Source organism: uncultured Georgenia sp., from assembly GCF_937958535.1.
GTDB lineage: Bacteria > Actinomycetota > Actinomycetes > Actinomycetales > Actinomycetaceae > Oceanitalea.
In genome coordinates, this window is record NZ_CALGNQ010000236.1 from 1 (window position 1) to 19,285 (window position 19,285).

General features: G+C 71.1%; 15 protein-coding genes. 14 read left to right on the forward strand and 1 reads right to left on the reverse strand.

Annotated features, from left to right (window positions below; genetic code table 11):
* The 4 genes from Q0195_RS12320 to Q0195_RS12335 all read left to right on the forward strand — a co-directional run.
* On the forward strand, positions 1-201 hold a 201-nt coding region (locus tag Q0195_RS12320; RefSeq protein WP_299278997.1), incomplete at its 5' end, for a CGNR zinc finger domain-containing protein.
* Between the two features lie 30 nt (positions 202-231).
* Positions 232-639 carry a RidA family protein gene (locus tag Q0195_RS12325; RefSeq protein WP_299278999.1) on the forward strand — a complete coding sequence of 136 codons (408 nt, stop codon included), beginning with the start codon at positions 232-234 and terminating at the stop codon, positions 637-639.
* A 94-nt stretch (positions 640-733) separates the two neighbouring features.
* Complete coding sequence (locus Q0195_RS12330; protein ID WP_299279001.1) at positions 734-1,966, forward strand: toxic anion resistance protein; 1,233 nt, start codon at positions 734-736, stop codon at positions 1,964-1,966.
* The gene (locus Q0195_RS12335) at positions 1,963-2,757 is read left to right on the forward strand and encodes a hypothetical protein (protein WP_299279002.1); all 795 of its coding nucleotides are present in this window, start codon (positions 1,963-1,965) and stop codon (positions 2,755-2,757) included. The genes Q0195_RS12330 and Q0195_RS12335 overlap by 4 nt, the downstream gene beginning before the upstream one ends.
* A 26-nt stretch (positions 2,758-2,783) precedes the next feature.
* Here Q0195_RS12335 and Q0195_RS12340 read toward each other — a convergent pair whose 3' ends face one another.
* The gene (locus Q0195_RS12340) at positions 2,784-3,113 is read right to left on the reverse strand and encodes a hypothetical protein (protein ID WP_299279004.1); all 330 of its coding nucleotides are present in this window, start codon (positions 3,111-3,113) and stop codon (positions 2,784-2,786) included.
* Positions 3,114-3,281: 168 nt separating this feature from the next.
* Between Q0195_RS12340 and Q0195_RS12345 the strand changes: the two genes are divergently transcribed.
* The 10 genes from Q0195_RS12345 to Q0195_RS12390 form a co-directional block, all read left to right on the forward strand.
* Positions 3,282-3,893, forward strand: a complete 612-nt coding sequence (locus Q0195_RS12345; RefSeq protein ID WP_299279006.1) for a TetR/AcrR family transcriptional regulator — start codon at positions 3,282-3,284, stop codon at positions 3,891-3,893.
* Between the two features lie 102 nt (positions 3,894-3,995).
* Positions 3,996-4,880, forward strand: coding sequence for an alpha/beta fold hydrolase (locus Q0195_RS12350; RefSeq protein WP_299279008.1), 885 nt, complete (start codon positions 3,996-3,998; stop codon positions 4,878-4,880).
* A gap of 256 nt (positions 4,881-5,136) precedes the next feature.
* Positions 5,137-6,156 carry a LacI family DNA-binding transcriptional regulator gene (locus Q0195_RS12355; protein WP_299279010.1) on the forward strand — a complete coding sequence of 340 codons (1,020 nt, stop codon included), beginning with the start codon at positions 5,137-5,139 and terminating at the stop codon, positions 6,154-6,156.
* Between the two features lie 53 nt (positions 6,157-6,209).
* A complete protein-coding gene (locus Q0195_RS12360) occupies positions 6,210-7,466 on the forward strand; it encodes an extracellular solute-binding protein (RefSeq protein ID WP_299279012.1) in 1,257 nt (418 codons plus the stop codon).
* Between the two features lie 35 nt (positions 7,467-7,501).
* On the forward strand, positions 7,502-8,476 hold the full coding sequence (locus Q0195_RS12365) for a sugar ABC transporter permease (RefSeq protein WP_299279014.1): 975 nt from the start codon (positions 7,502-7,504) through the stop codon (positions 8,474-8,476).
* The gene (locus Q0195_RS12370; RefSeq protein ID WP_299279015.1) at positions 8,473-9,291 is read left to right on the forward strand and encodes a carbohydrate ABC transporter permease; all 819 of its coding nucleotides are present in this window, start codon (positions 8,473-8,475) and stop codon (positions 9,289-9,291) included. The genes Q0195_RS12365 and Q0195_RS12370 overlap by 4 nt, the downstream gene beginning before the upstream one ends.
* Before the next feature lie 5 nt (positions 9,292-9,296).
* Positions 9,297-11,267 carry a beta-L-arabinofuranosidase domain-containing protein gene (locus tag Q0195_RS12375; RefSeq protein ID WP_299279017.1) on the forward strand — a complete coding sequence of 657 codons (1,971 nt, stop codon included), beginning with the start codon at positions 9,297-9,299 and terminating at the stop codon, positions 11,265-11,267.
* Positions 11,264-13,315, forward strand: coding sequence for a TIM-barrel domain-containing protein (locus tag Q0195_RS12380; RefSeq protein ID WP_299279019.1), 2,052 nt, complete (start codon positions 11,264-11,266; stop codon positions 13,313-13,315). The genes Q0195_RS12375 and Q0195_RS12380 overlap by 4 nt, the downstream gene beginning before the upstream one ends.
* A gap of 632 nt (positions 13,316-13,947) precedes the next feature.
* Complete coding sequence (locus tag Q0195_RS12385) at positions 13,948-17,214, forward strand: LamG-like jellyroll fold domain-containing protein (RefSeq protein WP_299279021.1); 3,267 nt, start codon at positions 13,948-13,950, stop codon at positions 17,212-17,214.
* A gap of 233 nt (positions 17,215-17,447) precedes the next feature.
* On the forward strand, positions 17,448-19,285 hold a 1,838-nt coding region (locus Q0195_RS12390), incomplete at its 3' end, for a LamG-like jellyroll fold domain-containing protein (RefSeq protein ID WP_299279022.1).

The window sequence follows — 19,285 nt, forward strand, 5'->3', positions numbered from 1 at the left end:
GCGCGCGCCGTGCTCGCCTGGTTCGCCCTGGAGGAGTCCCGCCCGGGCCGGCTGCGCCCGTGCGGCAACCCCGAGTGCCGCCTGTTCCTCATCGACCGCAGCCACGCCAACCGGGCGCAGTGGTGCTCCATGGCCGTATGCGGCAACCGGATGAAGGCGCGCCGTCACTACCAGCGCAAGCGCCAGGCCGCCCAGGGCTGACCTGGCTCCCCACTCCCCGAAGGAGGACCCGTGGCGGTCCAGCTCTCCAGCCCCGCCGGCCTCATGCCGGCTCCCTACCACCACGTGTCCGTCGCGACCGGATCGCGCCTCGTCCACGTCGCCGGGCAGGTCGCCCGGGACGGCGACGGGAGGGCGATGGCGTACGGTGACCTCGCCGGTCAGGTCGCAGGCGCCCTGCGCAACGTCGGGCGTGCGCCGGCCGGCGCCGGAGCGACCTTCGCCGACGTCGCCCAGTTGCGGTTCTACGTCGCGCGGTGGGAGCCCGAGATGATGGCCGACCTCATGGCGGGCATCGAGGCCGTCCTCGGCGACCTGGCCCTCCCGCAACCGCTGCCCCCGTCCTCCCTCATCGGGGTGGACCGGCTCTACGAACCCGACGTCCTCGTCGAGGTCGAGGCCACCGCGGTGGTCGAGTAGGGGAGGGGAGAGCTCGGGCGGTCCTGCCCTCCCGACGGTGCGTCTGCTCTGAGACAATCGAGCAGGACCCCGATCTGCCGGAGGAGTGCACCGCATGTCCAACCCGCTCGACCTTGGCCAGAACCAGCCCCCGGCGGTCGAGAACCCGCTGCAGCTCGAGCCGCCCAAGCCGGCGGACGAGGTGGAGGTCCACGAGCCGGAGAAGGTCGGCGGCGTCGTCCTCGTCGACGCCGAGACGCAGCAGCAGCACGCGGAGACGGCAGAGAAGTTCCTCGACGAGCTGCTCGCCACGCCGCTGCACAGCCCCGAGTTCCAGACGAAGATGGCGCAGCTGACCCGCCTGGGCGAGGACACGATGAACCAGGCGGCGGACTCCGCCAACCGGATGCTCCAGCGGCCTGCTGCCGCGATGGCCGCCTCCGGTGCGGACCCCGCGTCCCGCACGGGGGCGAGCCTCGCCGAGCTGCGCCGCATCGTCACCGAGCTCGACCCCAACCGGCACGACCTCACCGGCGGCAAGCGCCTGCTTCGGTTCCTGCCCGGTGGCAACGCGATCGAGCGGTACTTCCGCAAGTACGAGTCCGCCCAGGAGCAGCTCGACGCCATCACCAAGGCGCTCAAGGGCGGGCAGGACGAGCTGCGGCTGGACAACGCCGCGATCCAGACCGAGCGCGACCACCTGTGGGCGGCGCTCGGGCAGCTCGCCAATTACGCCGTCCTCGCCCGGCACCTGGGCGACGGCCTGGAGCAGCGGATCGCCGCCCTGCGTGCCGACGGCAAGGCCGACGACGCCACCACGCTGGAGAAGGACGCCCTCTTCTACGTGCGGCAGCGTCACCAGGACCTCATGACCCAGCTGGCGGTCTCGGTCCAGGGCTACCTCGCGCTCGACGTCGTGAAGAAGAACAACACCGAGCTCATCAAGGGCGTGGACCGGGCGCTCGACACCACCCTGGCGGCGCTGCGGGTCGCGGTCATCGTCTCGCAGGCGCTGGCCCAGCAGCAGATCGTGCTCTCCCAGATCGAGGCGCTCAACACGACGACCTCGGACATGATCCTCGCGACGTCGGAGCTGCTCCGCACCCAGGGCGCGGAGATCCAGCAGCAGGCCGCCCGCGCCACCGTCGACCCGGCGAAGCTCCAGCAGGCCTTCGACAACGTCTTCCAGGCGCTGGACGAGATCGACCGGTTCAAGGCCGAGGCCGCGCACTCGATCAAGCAGACCGTGGAGGTCCTCGAGGGCCAGGTGAGCCGGGCCAGGCTGCAGCTCGAGCGCAGCCGCTCCTCCGACGCCACCCACGACGAGCTCCCGGAGGGCCGACGATGACACGCTGGACGCTGGGCAACGTCGTCAAGGTCGGCCTCGTCGTCCTCTTCCTGCCCCTCCTCGCCTTCCTCGTCCTCGTCATCGGCGCGGTGAAGAAGCGGGCGCTGGTGATCCTCGAGGGGCTCGTGTACGCGGCCGGCTTCGCGGTGGGCATCTTCGTGCTCGACGTCATCGGCCTCGGCGGACTCCTCGCCCTCGTGTCGATGGGGGCATCGGGCGTACGTGCCTGGCACCTGCGCGACCTATGGCTCCCGGCCCGGCGCCGGTGGTGGCACCGGCTCCTCCCCGAGGAGACCGACGCGCCCACCGCGCAGGTCACCACCTCACCGCCGGCGGAGGCCGCCCTCGAGGGTGCCGACGGCCGGGCCGCCACCCTCACCTGGGTCGGCTCCCTGGCGCGGCGGCAGCGGCCCCGGCTCCCGTCCGGCGCGTACGTCACGCTCCTGGAGACCTGCCAGGTGCTCGACGCCGTCGTCGAGGCCGAGCGACGCGAGCCCACCCGCGACGCGAGCTTCGAGTACGAGCTCGACGCCCTCGTGCGGGAGTACCTCCCGGCGGTGGTGCGCGGCTACCTCGCCATCCCGGCGCGCCTGCTCGACGCGCGTCAGCCGAACGGGCGCACCCCGAAGGAGGAGCTCGCCGAGCAGCTCGACCTGCTCTTCCGCCAGGCCGAGGCGCTCCACGCGGCGCGGCACAGCCACGCGCCGGCGCAGCTCACGACGATGGGCAACTTCCTCCGGGAGAAGTTCGGCCACCGGAAGCAGGACGCCTTCGACTTCGGGGTGAAGTAGGGACCTGAGAGGTTCGGGGCGGGGGATCAGCTCTCGCGGGCGTTCCTGTTCTCGTGGTACTGCGCCAACGTGACGTTGCGGATGTCGCGTAGCAGGTTCTCGGCGGTGACCGTGGCGGTCGCGGTGGCCTCGACGTTCTTCACGACCTTTGCGATCCCCGCGACGAGCAGTGCGAGACCGACGAGGACGAGCAGACCCCCGATGGCCACCGCGCCGCTGCTCGGCCGCAAGGAGCCGAGGTTGTTGAGCTGGATGCCGAGCCCGAGCACCTGGGCGACGATCCCGGAGCCGAGGAACACTCCGGCGTTGCGTTCCACGACTGCGACGTAGGTAGGAATGTTCGGGTCGGGGTTCATGGGAGTGGCTCCTTGTCGGGTCGGGGCTGTCGGAGCGGACGCTAGCGCCGACATCTGACACCCGCAGCGGGGGTCTGCCGGCCTCCGACACCGCCGCCGGGTGCACTCCGTCGAGATCGGACGCCTCCGGACCTTGCCGCGACCGAACGAGCGTGCTTTTATTGGTGGGTGGCCAAGGTCATGAGCAAGGGCGCGGAGACGCGCGAGCTCGCCCTGCGCGAGGCGCTGCGGCAGGCGAGCGTCGTCGGCCTCAACGGCCTGACCATCGGGACGCTCGCCGACCGGCTCGAGATGTCGAAGAGCGGTCTGTTCGCGCACTTCCGGTCCAAGAGCCGGCTCCAGATCGAGACGCTCGACTTCGCCGCGGACCGCTTCCGGCTGCACGTCGTGCTGCCCGCGCTGCGCGAGCCGGCGGGGGAGCCGCGCCTGCGCACGCTCGTCGAGCGCTGGCTGGGGTGGGACACCGACGCCGAGTACGCGATGCCCGGTGGCTGCGTGTTCGCCGCCGGATCGATGGAGTTCGACGACCTGCCGGACGGCCCGGTACGGGAGCGGCTCGTCGCGCACCAGACCGACCTGCTCGACTCGATCGCCATCATGTACCGCTCGGGAGTCCGGGCGGGGGCCTTCCGAAAGGACGTCGACCCGGACGCCGTCGCGCAGGAGTGCTACGGCATCATCCTCGCCCACCACGTCGCCGCCCGGCTCATGCGCAACCCGCGCGCCCGCGAGTACGCGATGGCGACGTTCGAGCGGCTGCTCGCCTCCGTCCGCACCTGACCCCGCGCCGTCCCGGTCGGACGGCACCGCTCCCGTTCAGCAGAGAGGCCCGACGTGGCTGAGAAGAAAAGCACGACCGTTCGTACGACGCGCGCGCAGCGGATGCTCCAGGGCCTCTTCGGGGCCATCGACACCACGCTCCCACCGCTCGCTGCCCGGCTCGGTGCCCGGCTGTGGTTCCGGCTCCCGAAGACCGCGTCACCCGAGCGCCGGCGTGCGCGCCAGCCCGAGGGTGGGGAGCCGTTCGAGCTCACCGGTGACGGCCTCGTCGTCCGCGGCCGGGTCTACGACGTGGAGGGCGCGGGCCGGCCCACCGCCTACCTCGTCCACGGGTGGGGTGGTCACTGGCAGCAGCTCGGCGCGCTGGTCGGCCCGCTGCGCGACGCCGGCTACCGCGTGGTCGTCCATGACGCACCCAGCCACGGTGACTCGCCCGCCGGCCGATACGGCCCGCGGTCCACCCGTGTCATGGAGATGGCCCATGCCCACGCCCTCGTGGTGGGGCAGCACGGCGAGCCGGCGCTGACGGTCGCGCACTCGCTCGGCGCCCTGGCCGTGCTCTGGGCCGCCCGGCATCACCGCACGGGACTCGGTGCACTCGTCACCGTCGCCGCGGCCACCGACATCGACGAGCTCGTCGACTCCTTCCGCGGCCTCACCGGCCTCGGCGCACGGTCGCGGACGCGGTTGCTCGACCGCATCGAGGAGATCATCGGCATCCCCAGGGCGGCGTTCGACGGGCCGGCCCTCGCCGCGGAGGTCCTCGCCGAGCAGCCCGAGGTGCCGCTGCTCGCCGTCCACGACTCCGGTGACGCCGAGGCGCCGCCGCGGGTCTCCGAGCGGCTGGTCGACGTGTGGCCGGGGGCCGAGCTCGTGCTCACCGACGGGCTGGGGCACCGGCGGGTGCTGTGGACGCCCGAGGTCGTGACGCGAATTGCCGACTTCGCCGGGCAGCCGGTGGACAGCCGGAGCGGCTCGGCCGGCTGAGCGCGGGTCGGTGCCCCGGGGCCGGCATCCTCGCCGGAACCCGGCGCGTCCGCCGAGCCGAGGCCGGCGCGGGCGGCAGGAACGCGTGCGGCCGACCGGTGCCCCCTCGCCAGGCGCACTCGTCCGCCCGACCACCAGACACCTCCTCGGCGAATCGGTTCGACACCGTTCGCCCCGATTCTTGACTCACACCTTTGAAGGTCCGCTAAGGTGAGCGAACCGGTTCGACAGTCGAACCGGTTCGAGGAGGGTCGTCATGGCGACGATTGCCGACGTTGCTCGGCTGGCGGGTGTCTCTCGCAGCACCGCCTCCTACGCACTGTCCGGCAAGCGCTCCATCTCGCAGGAGGTGCGTGAGCGGGTGCTCGCCGCCGTCGAGGAGCTCGGGTACACCCCGAACGCGGGCGCGCGGGCACTGGCCACGGCTCAGACCCGGGTCATCGGCCTGTTCGCTCAGTTCCTCGAGGACGAGTTCGCCCCGGCGATGCTCCAGTACATGCTCGGTGTCTCGGACACCGCGCGGGAGCTGGGCTACGACATCCTCCTCGTCACCGACGCCGACGGCCCCTCGGCCCTGCGGCGGATCACCGACTCCCGTATGGTCGACGGCGTCGTCCTGCTCAACGTCGCCGACCGCGACCCCCGGCTGCCCGTCCTGCGTGCGGCCGGCCAGCCCGGCGCCCTCGTCGGACTGCCGGAGGACTGCACCGGGCTCGACGTCTTCGACCTCGACTTCCCCGAGGCCGGCCGCCTCATGGTCGACCAGCTCGCCGACCTGGGGCACCGCGAGCTCATCCTCGTCTCGCAGCCCGAGCACGTCGTCGAGCGGGGCGGCGCCTACGTGTGGCGGCTGCGCGACGCCGCCCAGGAGGAGGCCGCACGGCGAGGCGTCACGCTGCACGCCGTGTACGGGTCGTCCCACCAGCCGGAGATCGGCAACGAGCTGCACCAGCTGCTCGACGCACACCCCGGCGCGACCGGGCTGCTGCTCAACAACGAGGCGGCGGCAGCGGCCCTGCCCACCGTGCTCAACGCACGGGGGCTGAGCTCCCCGGCGCACTACTCGGTCATCGGACGGTACTCCGAGGACTTCGCGCGCACCTTCAGCCTGCCCTTCTCCTTCATCGAGAGCGCCCCCGACCGGCTGGGGGCGATGGCGGTGCGCCAGCTGGTCCGCCGGATCGAGTCGGCCGCGGGCCAGCGCGACCCCTACGTCACGCGGCTCATCTCACCCGAGCTCAAGGACCGAGGCAGCACTCAGCCGCCCCGACCGTAACCGGAGGCGCCAGAGCCGGCGCCACCAGCACCCCACCCAAGGAGGAACATCCGATGGCCACCCCCCGAACGCTTCGCACCGTCGCGGTCGCCGCATCCACGCTGCTCGCCTCAGGTGCGCTCGTCGCCTGCTCGTCCGCCGACGGCGACGGCGGCTCCGCGAGCGGCGACACCTACACCTGGTGGGACCCCTACCCGCAGCACGCGGACGGGTCCGACTGGGCCAACCGCGTCGCCGCCTGCGGCACCGACGCCGGCGTGACGATCGACCGCACCGCCTTCGACACCACCCAGCTGACCAACCAGGCCCTCCTCGCCGCCCAGGAGGGCAACGCGCCGGACATCATCCTGCTCGACAACCCGGCGGTCTCCACCCTCGCCGGCACCGGCATGCTCACGACGATGGGCGAGCTCGGCTTCGACACCGCCGCCATCGACGAGAACCTGCTCGGCGCCGGTGTCATCGACGGCGAGGCCTACGGCATCCCGATCGGCGCGAACACCCTCGCCCTCTTCTACAACGAGGACGTCCTCGCGGCCGCCGGTGTCGACCCCGCCACCATCACCGACTGGGACTCCCTCACCGCGGCACTGGCGGCGATCGACGACGCCGGGCACCGCGGCATCACCTTCGCCGGGATCGGCACCGAGGAGGGCTCCTTCCAGTTCCTCCCGTGGTTCTGGGGCGCCGGCGCGGACCTGCGCCGGCTGGACTCGCCCGAGGCCGAGCGGGCCCTGCAGCTGTGGGTGGACTGGATCGACGCGGGCTACGCCCCCAACACGGTCATCAACAACTCCCAGAACACCACCTGGGAGGAGTTCCTCACCGGTGACTTCGGCTTCGTCGAGAACGGCACCTGGCAGGTCAACAGCGCCGCCGAGGCCGACTTCCCCGTCGGTGTCATCCAGATCCCCGGCCCGGACGGGGGTGTGGCGCCCGCGCCCACGGGCGGTGAGTTCATCGTCGCGCCCGTCCAGGACGACGAGGCGCGCTACGAGGTGACCACCGCGATCGTCGAGTGCATGACGACGCCGGAGGGCCTCGCCGAGACGGCGACCACCTTCGCCTACTACATCCCGCCGACGGCGGAGGGCCAGGAGGCCCTGCTCGCCGACCACCCGGAGCTGGAGACGTGGGTCGAGGCCGTGCGCTCGGCCAAGAGCCGCACGGGGGACAACCTCGGCACCGACTACCCGCTCATCTCCGAGGCACTGTGGACCGCGGTGCAGAACGCCACGAGCGGTGCCATGAGCGTGAGCGACGCCCTCGCCCAGGCCCAGGCCGAGGCGGAGGCCGCGGTCAACGGCTGAGCCAGCACCCGACCGACCCGACCGAAGTAGGTGTCATGTCCACGACTCCCTCCGACGTCGTGCCGACCCGCGCCCCCGGGGCAGAGGCCACCAGCGCCGACGCCCCGGGGCCGCGCCGGAGGCGGCGTCCCTCCGCCACCACCTGGGCCGGCGTGGCGTTCGTCGCGCCTCTGCTCGTCTACCTCGTGGTGTTCTACGCCTACCCGCTGTGGCGCAACATCGACCTGAGCATCCACTGGTACGACGCCCGCGCCTTCGTCCAGGGCGACGCCGAGTTCGTCGGCCTGGACAACCACGCCTCGGCGCTGAGCTCCACCGCCTTCGGCACCGCCCTGCGCAACACGGCCGTCTTCACCCTCGGTTCCATCGCCGCGCAGTACGCCATCGGGCTCGCGCTCGCCGTCTTCTTCCAGCGCAGCTTCCCGCTCTCCGGCGTCCTGCGCGGGGCCTTCCTCATCCCGTGGCTGCTGCCGCTCATCGTCTCCGGCTCGGTGTGGTCGTGGATGCTCAACAGCGAGTACGGGATCGTCAACTCCGTCCTCAGCGCCTTCGGCATCGGGCAGGTCAACTGGCTCACGGACCCGAGCACGGCACTGCTCTCGGTGCTCATCGCCAACATCTGGCTGGGGATCCCGTTCAACCTCGTCATCCTCTACTCCGGGCTGCAGAACATCCCCGGCGACGTCTACGAGGCCGCCGCCCTCGACGGCGCCGGCAGCCGGCAGCGCTTCTGGCGGATCACCTTCCCGCTGCTGCGGCCGGTCTCGGCGATCACCCTCCTGCTCGGCTTCGTCTACACCCTCAAGGTCGTCGACGTCATCTGGGTGATGACCACCGGCGGCCCGGGCAGCGCCTCGGCGAACCTCGCGGTGCTGTCCTACCGCTACGCCTTCGGCACCGCCCAGCCCAACTTCTCCATGGCCGCGGCGATCGGCAACATCCTCATCCTCATCGCCCTCGCGGTCGGGCTGCTCTACCTGCACCTCCAGCGACGACAGGAGGACTCATGACCACCCGCCGCCCGATCGGGCGCACCCTCGTCGGCCTCGTCCTCACCGGGCTCATGCTCTTCCCGGTCTACTGGATGTTCAACGTGTCGCTCACGCGCACGAACAACATGCGCGCCAACCCGCCGCACTGGTACCCGAAGGAGCCGACGCTCGAGGGGTACACCAGCGTGCTGCGCGACCAGCTGCCGAACCTGGGTACCAGTCTGCTCGTCGGGCTGGGCTGCGTGGCGCTCACCCTCGTCGTCGCGGCACCGGCCGGGTACGCGCTGTCCAAGCTGCACGTGCGCGGCACGGGCGGGATCAGCTTCCTCCTGCTCGTCGCGCAGATGATCCCCAGCGTCGTCATGGCCATGGGCTTCTACGCCATCTACGTGCGCCTCGACCTGCTCAACACGGTGTGGGGGCTCATCATCGCCGACTCGACGATCGCGGTGCCCTTCGGCGTGCTCCTCTTCACCGCCTTCATGGCCGGCATCCCCCGGGAGATCGTCCAGGCGGCGACGATCGACGGCGCCGGCACGTGGCGGATCTTCCGCTCGATCATCCTGCCGATGAGCCGCAACTCGGTCGTCACCGTCTCGCTGTTCGCGTTCCTGTGGGCGTGGTCGGACTTCATCTTCGCCTCGACCCTCAACCGCAACGGCGACCTCATCCCGATCACCCTCGGCATCTACCAGTACATCGGCAACAACACCACCACGTGGAACTCGATCATGGCCACCGCCGTCGTGGCCTCCATCCCTGCGGCGATCCTCATCGTCGTCGCGCAGCGTTTCGTGGCCGCCGGCGTGACCGCCGGGGCCGTCAAGGACTGATGCATGTGACAGCCAAGCTCACCACCTCCCCGACCCCCCGAGCGGACACGGCCGCGCGGCTCGCCCGCCCGGTCGTCCCCGCCCGTGGCACCCGCCGGGGAGTAGGGGTCGGCGAGCACTCCCTCACCGGCGGGTTCTGGGGAACCCGGCAGCGCACCAACGCCACCGCCACCCTCGAGCACTGCCTGGAGTGGATGGAGCGGCTCGGCTGGCTGGACAACTTCGACGCCGTGGCCGAGGGCCGCACCGGCGGCGAGCGTCCCGGCTGGCAGTTCTCCGACTCGGAGATCTACAAGCTCATGGAGGCGCTGGCCTGGGAGTACGGGCGCACCGGTGACCCGGAGGCCGACGAGCTGCTCACCCGCCTGACCGCCCGGGTCGCCGCCGCGCAGGACGAGGACGGGTACCTCAACACCTGCTTCGGGCACGCCGGGCAGCCGCCCCGCTACAGCGACCTCGAGCGTGGCCACGAGCTGTACTGCACCGGCCACCTGCTCCAGGCGGCCGTCGCCCGCCTGCGGACGACGGGGGAGGACGAGCTCGTGACCGTGGCCCGGCGCGCCGCCGACCACGTGTACCGGGAGTTCGGGCCGGACGGCCGCGAGGGCATCTGCGGCCACCCCGAGATCGAGGTCGGCCTCGCCGAGTTCGGGCGTGCCACCGGCGAGCGCCGCTACGTCGAGCTCGCCCACCTCTTCGTCGAGCGCCGCGGCCGCGGGCTCCTCACCCCGATCCCGCTGCTCAGCAGCGCCTACTTCCAGGACGACCTCCCGGTGCGCGAGGCCACCGTGTGGCGCGGCCACGCCGTGCGCGCGCTCTACCTCGCCGCCGGTGCGCTGGACACCGCCGTCGACCTGGGCGACGAGGAGCTGGCCGCGGCGGTGGCCGAGCAGTGGCGGCGCTCGGTGGAGCGCCGCACCTACCTCACCGGGGGGATGGGCTCACGCCACCAGGACGAGGGCTTCGGGGACGACTGGGAGCTCCCCGCGGACCGCGCGTACTGCGAGACCTGCGCCGGCATCGCCTCGGTCATGGTCTCGTGGCGGCTCTACCTCGCCACCGGGGACGTCCACTACGCCGACCTCATCGAGCGCACGCTGTTCAACGTCGTCGCGACCTCGCCGCGCGAGGACGGACGCGCGTTCTTCTACGCCAACCCCCTCCAGCAGCGCGAGCCCGGCTCCGACGTGCGGCAGGACGCCGAGAACGCCCGCGCGGAGGGCGGGGTGCGCGCCCCGTGGTTCGACGTCTCCTGCTGTCCGACGAACGTGGCACGCACCCTCGCCTCGCTGCCCGCCTACTTCGCGGCCGTCGAGGGCGACACCCTGACCCTCATGCAGTACGCCTCCGGTGAGGTCGCGGTCGAGCTCGACGGCGGCGGCCGGCTGCGGCTCGGCGTCGCGACGGCCTACCCGGACGACGGCACCGTCGACGTCACCGTCCACGAGGTCCCCGACCGCCCGGTGCACCTTCGCCTCCGCGTCCCCTCGTGGGCGGAGGGCGCCACCGTCGCCCGCGACGCAGCCCCCGCCGCCCCGGCCGCGCCGGGCTGGCTCGACCTCGAGGAGCTGCGCGCCGGGGAGCGGATCCGGCTCGTGCTGCCCCTGGACCCCCGGCTCACCTGGCCGGACCCACGCATCGACGCCCTGCGCGGCAGCGTCGCCGTCGAGCGCGGCCCGCTCGTCATGTGCCTGGAGAGCACCGACCTGCCGGACGACGTCGACATCGCCGACGTCCGGGTCGACCCCACCGCACCGCTGCGGCCCGGCCCCGCCGACACCGTGCGCGCCACGGGCCGCGTCGTCCCGGTCGCGGACTCTCCGGGAGCGCTGCCGTACCGCCCGGGCCGGCCGGCCCCCACCGGCGACACCCGGCCGGCGGACCTCACCCTCACCCCCTACCACCGCTGGGCCGAGCGCGGCCCCGCCCGGATGCGGGTCTTCCTGCCCGTGCACGCAGAGACGGAGGAGCAGTGACCACGCCCTTCACCGAGCGCGCCGGCGCCCTGGTGTGGCGCGGCGGCGGAGAGACCCTGGTCGTCGAGGCCTGGGGGGAGCACAGCCTGCGCGTCCGCGCGACGATCCAGGGCGAGGTCCGCGACACCGACCACGCCCTGCTGCCCCAGCCCGGCACCGCGGCGACGGTCTCCATCGACGGGCACACCGCGACCGTGACGAACGGGCGTATCCGCGCCGTGGCGACGGCCTGGACCGGGGACGAGCACGTCGTCGGCTACCCGGTGCACCACTGCCACCTGGCGTTCTACAACGAGCGCGGGGAGCTGCTGCTCGAGGAGCTGGACGCCGGCGGGTCGCTGCGGCTACGGGCCCGGGACCTGCAGACCCACCTCGGCGGCGACCTCGCGGTCACCGCCGCCTTCGCGGCCGACCCCGACGAGAAGCTCTACGGGATGGGCCAGTACCAGCAGGACATCCTCGACCTCAAGGGCTGCACCTTCGAGCTCGCCCACCGCAACTCCCAGGCGAGCGTCCCCTTCGTGCTGTCCAGCCGGGGCTACGGCTTCCTCTGGCACAACCCCGCCGTCGGCTCGGCGACCTTCGGGCGCAACCGCACCGAGTGGCGCGCCCCGGTCACCGACCAGCTCGACTACTGGGTCACGGCCGGGAACACACCGGCGGAGATCAGCGCCGCCTACACCGCCGTCACCGGCCGGGTCCCGATGATGCCGGAGTACGGGCTGGGCTTCTGGCAGTCCAAGCTGCGGTACTGGAACCAGGAGCAGCTCCTCGAGGTGGTCCGCGAGCACCGGCGACGCGGGCTGCCGCTCGACGTCGTCGTCGCCGACTTCTTCCACTGGCCCCACCTCGGTGACTTCCGCTTCGACGAGGAGTTCTGGCCCGACCCGGCCGCGATGGTCGCCGAGCTGCGCGAGCACGGCGTCGAGCTCATGGTCTCGGTCTGGCCGCAGATATCCCTCGAGTCGGAGAACTACGACCACCTCGCGGCGAACAACCTCCTCGTCCGCACCGAGCGCGGCATCGGGGTGCAGATGGCCTTCGAGGCGCCGAGCATGTTCCTCGACGTCACCAACCCCGAGGCCCGGGAGCGCCTCTGGGAGCTGTGCCGGCGCAACTACGCCGAGCTCGGCATCCGCCTCTTCTGGCTCGACGAGGCCGAGCCCGAGTACGGCGCCTACGACTTCGACCACTACCGCTACCACCTCGGCCCGAACGTCAAGATCGGCAACCTCTACCCCCAGCTCTACTCCCGCGCCTTCTACGAGGGGCAGCGCGCCGCCGGCCAGGAGGAGGTGGTCAACCTCGTCCGCTGCGCCTGGGCCGGCAGCCAGCGCTACGGCGCCCTGGCCTGGTCGGGGGACATCAGCTCCACCTTCGCCGACCTGCGCCGCCAGATCACCGCGGGCATCCACATGGGGGTGGCCGGCATCGCCTGGTTCACCACCGACATCGGCGGCTTCCACGACGGTGACGTCCGCGACGAGGAGTTCCGCGAGCTGTTCGTCCGCTGGTTCCAGTTCGGCACCTTCTGCCCCGTCATGCGGCTGCACGGGGACCGCCTGCCCTACGAGGAGGTCACCGCCGCGGACGGCTCCCGCCGGCTGCGCAGCGGGGGACCCAACGAGCTGTGGTCCTACGGCGAGGAGGTCTACCCGATCCTCGAGCGCTACGTGCACCTGCGCGAGGCGCTGCGCCCGTACACCCGCGAGGTGATGGCGATCGCCCATCGGGAGGGGCAGCCGGTGATGCGCGGTCTCTTCCACGACTTCCCGGCCGACCCCGTCGCCTGGGACGTCGCCGACCAGTTCCTCTTCGGTCCCGACGTGCTCGTCGCGCCCGTCGTCACCGCCGGAGCCCGCAGCCGGGAGGTCTACCTGCCGGCGGGGGCTCGCTGGGTGGACGCCGCCACGGGCGAGGAGCACGACGGCGGCCGGTGGCTGACCGTGGCGGCCCCGCTCGACGTCGTGCCGGTGTTCCTCCGGGACGGTACCTTGCCGCACCTCGTCGGCAGCACCGCGGGGGCGCGATACGGAGGTGGCTCATGAGACCTGACCCGTACGGGACAGGCAGCTGACCATATCGACGTCCACCAGGGCGCTCGATCGAATTCGAACCAGTTCGACTTCAAGAGGGGAGGCGACGCTCACCCGAGAAAAGACAGTCACGCCGCACCTGGCGGTGTGTCGACCGCTGGCGCCCCACGACAGTGAGGTACTCAAAGATGAGAATGTCCCAACGACGACGAGTTCGTCGGCCACTCGCGAACATGCAACGGCAGCGCAGCGCTAGTCACAGACTCCGCGCTCGGTCCTTCGTCAGCCCGCCCACGACGACGACCGTCATGTGCGGGGCCATGGCACTTCCCGACGCCGTCGGCGGCGAGGGCCGCATGGAGAGGACAGGCCGCGTGCCGTCAAGAACTGGCGCGAGTGGCGCTCGGAAAACATCATGCGGCAGTTCGCTGCGTCCCTAGCCAGAGATGGAGATCCACATGTCATTCAGTTCAGGGCCCACGACGAGACAGCGGAGACGGGGGGTAGCCGCCGGTGCTTCCATCGCGCTGGTGGCCGGTCTCGGTCCCGGAGGAGTAGTCGGCAGTGCCGCGGCACAGACGGCGCAGTTCGAGACCGATCCCGACAGTACGCTCGTGGTCGAGGCGGACCAGCCGTTTCGGGAAGTGACGCATGTCGCCACCGGGTCGCTCTACGGCATCGCCGACGAGGGGGTCCCCTCCGACGACCTCATCGCCCCGATCAAGCCGAACACCTTCGTGCAGATGCCCCCGGGCGGACGCCAGCAGCCGACCGGGGACACGCTCGACGTCTGGCGCACAGCCGAGCGACACGACGCCGGAATCGTCGTGCGGATCGTCGACTACTACCCGGGTTGGCCGTACCAGTTCAGCTGGGAGGACACCGAGGACCGCAAGGGGTGGGAGAACGTCATTCGCGACGTCGTCGCCGACATCGAGGAAGCCGGTGTCACCAATGTCGTTGCATACGCGCCGTGGAACGAGTCCGACCAGACGTGGCTGGAGGCGAACGGCGACTTCCTTGATCTGTGGGAGATGAGCTACAACATCCTGCGCGAGGAGCTCGGGCCGGACATGCCGATCCAGGGGCCGAGCTTCTCCGACAACATCAGCGGGATGCGGGAGTTCCTGGAGTTTGCCGTCGAGACCGACACCGTCCCGGACGTGCTCGAATGGCACGAGCTCATCCGGTCGTCCAAGATCCAGGGCGACATCGAGAACGTCCAGACGATCATGGACGACCTGGGCATCGAGGACCGGCCGATCGACATCGCCGAGTACGCCAGCCCCCAAGAGGTCGGTCTACCCGGGATACTCGTCGGCTACATCGCCAAGCTCGAGCGCTTCGGCGTCGATCGTGCCGAGCTGGCGTTCTGGAACCAGTCCGGCACACTCGGTGACCTGCTCACTCACCGCGGTGGGGACCCGAACGGCGCCTACTGGCTCTACACCTGGTACGCAGACATGAGCGGCCAGATGGTGACCACGACTCCGCCGTCGAACGAGAGCCCGCTGGACGGCGCCGCCTCCGTCAACGACGCGAAGGACGAGGTGCGTGTCATCGCGGGCGGCAACAGCGGGCCGACCTCGATCGTCATCAACGGCCTGGACGCACTCGAGCTCGACGGAGAGGTCAACGTGAAGCTCGAAGTGACGGCATCGTACGGCCGCACCACGCCGACCGAGGCGCCGATCACGATCTCGAACACCACCTACGAGGTCGGCGCCGATGGCTCGATCACGGTGCCCGTGGTGATGAACCCGATGTACGGCTACCACGTCGTGGTCAGTGACGCCCAGGAGGAGCCGGAGAGCCTGGCCGGCTCCTACACCATCGACAACCTGCACAGCGGCCTTACCCTCGCCGCGCGGGACGCCGGCACCGAGCCCGGTACTCCCGTCGTCCAGGCGGAGGCCGGCGACGCCGGCGCGCAGTCGTGGCGTGTGACGGAGGCAGGGTCGGGCTTGTACACGATCGTGCACGTCCCCAGCGGGCTAACCCTCGGCGTCAAGGAGGCCGTCGCCGAGAACGGTGTGGCGGCAGCCCTCCGGGAGGGCGACGGCGGCGCAGACCAGTTCTGGCAGCTCGTGCCCGACAACAGGGGCAACGTGCGCCTGGCCAACTACGGCACCGGGCTCACCCTCGGGGTCGAGGGGATGAGCACCGAGTCCGGCGCCGCCGTGGTCCAGTGGACGGACGGGGCTCATATGGGCAGCTGCACCGCCGACGGGCCACGCCAGCCCGGCAAGTTCGGCACGGCGCTCGACTTCTGCCGCGCCGACTCCTACGTCACGTTGCCGAACGGTGTCGTGGACGAGCTGGACGGCGACTGGTCGGTCTCGACCTGGGTGAAGCCCGCTGCCCTGAGCACCTGGTCACGCGTCTTCGACATCGGTTTCAACTCCAACTCGAGCATGTTCTTCACCGTCAGCGCGGGTAGCGGACCCCGTTTCGCCATCACGACGAACGGCGCCGGAGGCGAGCAGCGGCTCGACTACCCCGGCCAGAACCTCACCCTCGATGAGTGGTCATTGGTCACCGTGACGGTGTCAGGTACCACCGGCACGATGTACATCAATGGCGAGGCCGTGGCCACGAACGACGGGATCACCATCTCGCCGGCTGACCTCAACGCGTCGAACGACCGCAACTGGCTCGGCAGGGCCCAGTACTCGAGCGACCCGCCCTTCGATGGGGCGATCGACGACTTCGCGATCTACTCGCGTGCGCTCAGCGGTGCGGAGGTGGCCGAGCTCGCCAGTGGAGTACCCGCCGCGGGTGATGTCCTGCAGTACGCGTTCGACGAGGAAGAAGACACGGGAGTCGTCATTGACTCGTCCGGCAACGGCGGCCACGGCACCGTGACCGCCGGTAGCGGTCTCTCGTCCGAGACCACCGCAACTGACGAGGAGATCCCCGACCGCTTCTGGACGCTGAACCCCGTCGAGAGTGGGGAACCGGTGGAGGTCACGCCCGAGGCGGTGACCTTCACCGACGAGGACGGCACCGAGGACGACACGTTCACGATCCCCGCGGTGGATGGCGTGGAGTACCTGATCGGTGCCGAGGTTGTCGAGGCCGGGACCCACCCGGGCGCCGGCACCGTGACCGTCACCGTGCGCGCCCTGGACGGCTTCGTGCTCGCCGAGGGTGCCACCGCGGAGTGGAGCCACACCTTCTCCACCGAGGGTGGGGAGCCCGGCCCTGACCGCCGGACGGCGGAGTTCCACCTGTCGAACACCTGGCGGGGGTCCACCGATCTGCACTTCATGTACGGCCGGTGGGCCGACGAGGTGTTCATCGGTGACTGGGACGGTGACGGCGTCGACACGATCGCGGTGCGTCGCGGAAACGAGTTCCACGTGTCCAACGGCGCCGGGGGCGAGGCGGACGTGGTCATCGCCTACGGCCGGGACGGTGACGTCATCCTGGTGGGTGACTGGGACGGCAACGGGACGGACACCTTTGCGGTGCGCCGTGGGGCGACCTACCACGTGAAGAACTCCCTGCGTGGCGGGGAGGCGGACGTGGTGATCACCTACGGCCGGACGGATGACCAGGTGCTGGTCGGTGACTGGAACGGTGACGGGACGGACACCTTTGCGGTGCGCCGTGGGGCGACCTACCACGTGAAGGACTCCCTGCGTGGCGGGGACGCCGACGTGGCCTTCACCTACGGGCGCAGCGGCGACGTCACCCTCGCGGGTGACTGGGACGGCGACGGGACAGACACGTTTGCTGTCCAACGTGGCCGGACGTACCACGTGAACAACTCCCTGCGTGGTGGGGACGCGGATACGGTGGTGACCTTCGGCAAGGTCGGGGATGAGGTGCACGTGGGTGACTGGGACGGCAACGGCACCGACACCCTCGGTATCCGCCGCCCAGTCGATGCGGCGAACGCGGGATGACGACCACCTAGCGTGCCCACGTCAGGTGCCCGCGGCTATCCGGCTGCCGGGCACCTGACTACACCACCGCTGGACGCGGTGACTCCTCGAGCCATCACCGCGCGAAGGTGTCCGCGGCTCTCGCCGAACGGAGCGGTGCTTGTGGTGCACCGCGTACCGGACGACGACGTGCCGGGGGCGGAGTGCGGCGCGATGCCCATGAGGGCAACCGACGAGAGAGAGGTAGCTTGATGATGAGCACGACCAGACGAGGGCGAGGCAGGCAGAGAACGGCCCTCGCCGCCACGACCATCGCGGCACTCACCGCTGGTCTCCTCGGCGGACTGGCGCTCCCGGCGCACGGCGCGGTCCCCGAACCGGACCTGCACTACACGATGGAGGAGATCGACGGCACGACCGTCACGGACAGCTCCGGGAACGGGCTGGACGGCACGATCAGCGGCACGACCACCCAGATCCCCACCGACGACGGCGGCACCGCGCTCGACCTGCCCGGCGGCAGCGACGGCGGGTACGTCACGCTGCCGCGCGCCGCGCTCGAGGACGCGACGGACCTCACGGTCTCCGTCCGCCTGCGCTGGGCCGGCTCCGGCGGGAGCTGGCAGTGGGTCTACGCCCTGGGCACGAACAACCAGCGCTACCTCTTCAGCACCCCGTCCAACGCCGACGGAAGGCTGCGGACGGCGATCACGACGGCGGGCGGCGGCGGGGAGGACCTCCTCACCGGCCACGCCGCGCTGCCCGCCGAGGAGTGGGTGACGCTGACGACCACGCTCGACACCGCCGCCCAGGAGCTCACCACCTACCTCGACGGCGTCCCGGTGGCCGCGACGAGCACGTCGATCACCGCCGCCGACCTGCTCACCGGAGGTGCGTCGACGGCCGGGTACGTCGGACGCTCGTTCTACGCCGACCCGCTCCTGCGGGCCGCGGTCGACGACTTCCGGATCTACCACACCGCGCTCTCGGGGGACCAGGTCGCCGAGCTCGTCGGTGACGACGTACCGACGCTGACCGGGCTGGCCTCCGACGTCGTCGAGCTGCGCACGACGCTGGGCAACGTCCCCGACCTGCCCGACGCCGTGCGGGCCACCTTCTCCGACGGCTACGACCGCGACGTCGCCGTCGTCTGGGAGGAGGTGGACCCGGGCGCGTTCGACCGCACCGGCGTCGTCGAGGTCGCCGGTACCGCGGCGGGCGCGGCCGTGACGGCACGCGTGACCGTCACCCGCGGGGAGCTGCGGATCGACGCCGGCACCGACACCGGCCCGGTCCACGGCGGCGCCGCGGGGGTGCTCTACGGCCTGTACGCCGACGGCATGCCCAGCGACAACCTCGTCGAGGGGATGAACGTGCGCACCGTGGCGACCAAGGCCCAGGACGGGGCGCAGCACCCCGGCTCGGACGCCCTCGAGGTCGTCCAGCAGCTTGCGGACACCACCGGCGGCGACGTGTACGTGCGGACCACCGACTGGTACCGCGGCTTCCCCTACCAGTGGCCCGGGGACACCCCCGAGGAGCGGCTCTCCGGCTACTGGGAGGTGCTCGCCGACCAGCTCGCCATGGTCCAGCAGCTCGAGGACCGCTACCGCGACCACATCGTCATCGAGCCCTTCAACGAGCCCGAGGGCAACATGTTCGGGACCGGGGAGTGGAGCTACGACGGCACCAGCTGGCTCAGCGACCCCACCGACTACTTCGCCGCCTGGGACCACGCCTACGGCATGATCCGCGAGGCGCTGCCCGACACCCGGATCAGCGGCCCCAACACGAGCATCCTGTACGACCAGGTCTACGGCTTCCTCGAGCACGCCGTCGAGGCGGGCACGGTGCCCGACATCATCACCTGGCACGAGCTCAGCCACCCGCAGAACATCCGCGACAACGTGGCCAAGTACCGCGAGTGGGAGGCGGAGATCTTCGCGGGGACCGAGTACGAGGGCACCGAGCTGCCCATCAACATCAACGAGTACGCCTTCAACTACCACACCTCGGTGCCGGGCCAGATGATCCAGTGGATCTCGGCGATCGAGGAGTCGAAGGTCGACGCGATGATCGCGTTCTGGAACAT

Excerpts from the sequence above, each read along its gene's own strand:
- Q0195_RS12330 (WP_299279001.1), top strand. The coding sequence starts at position 734 with ATGTCCAACCCGCTCGACCTTGGCCAGAACCAGCCCCCGGCGGTCGAG.
- Q0195_RS12335 (WP_299279002.1), top strand. The coding sequence starts at position 1,963 with ATGACACGCTGGACGCTGGGCAACGTCGTCAAGGTCGGCCTCGTCGTC.
- Q0195_RS12340 (WP_299279004.1), bottom strand. The coding sequence starts at position 3,113 with ATGAACCCCGACCCGAACATTCCTACCTACGTCGCAGTCGTGGAACGC.
- Q0195_RS12350 (WP_299279008.1), top strand. The coding sequence starts at position 3,996 with ATGCTCCAGGGCCTCTTCGGGGCCATCGACACCACGCTCCCACCGCTC.
- Q0195_RS12355 (WP_299279010.1), top strand. The coding sequence starts at position 5,137 with ATGGCGACGATTGCCGACGTTGCTCGGCTGGCGGGTGTCTCTCGCAGC.
- Q0195_RS12360 (WP_299279012.1), top strand. The coding sequence starts at position 6,210 with ATGGCCACCCCCCGAACGCTTCGCACCGTCGCGGTCGCCGCATCCACG.
- Q0195_RS12365 (WP_299279014.1), top strand. The coding sequence starts at position 7,502 with ATGTCCACGACTCCCTCCGACGTCGTGCCGACCCGCGCCCCCGGGGCA.
- Q0195_RS12370 (WP_299279015.1), top strand. The coding sequence starts at position 8,473 with ATGACCACCCGCCGCCCGATCGGGCGCACCCTCGTCGGCCTCGTCCTC.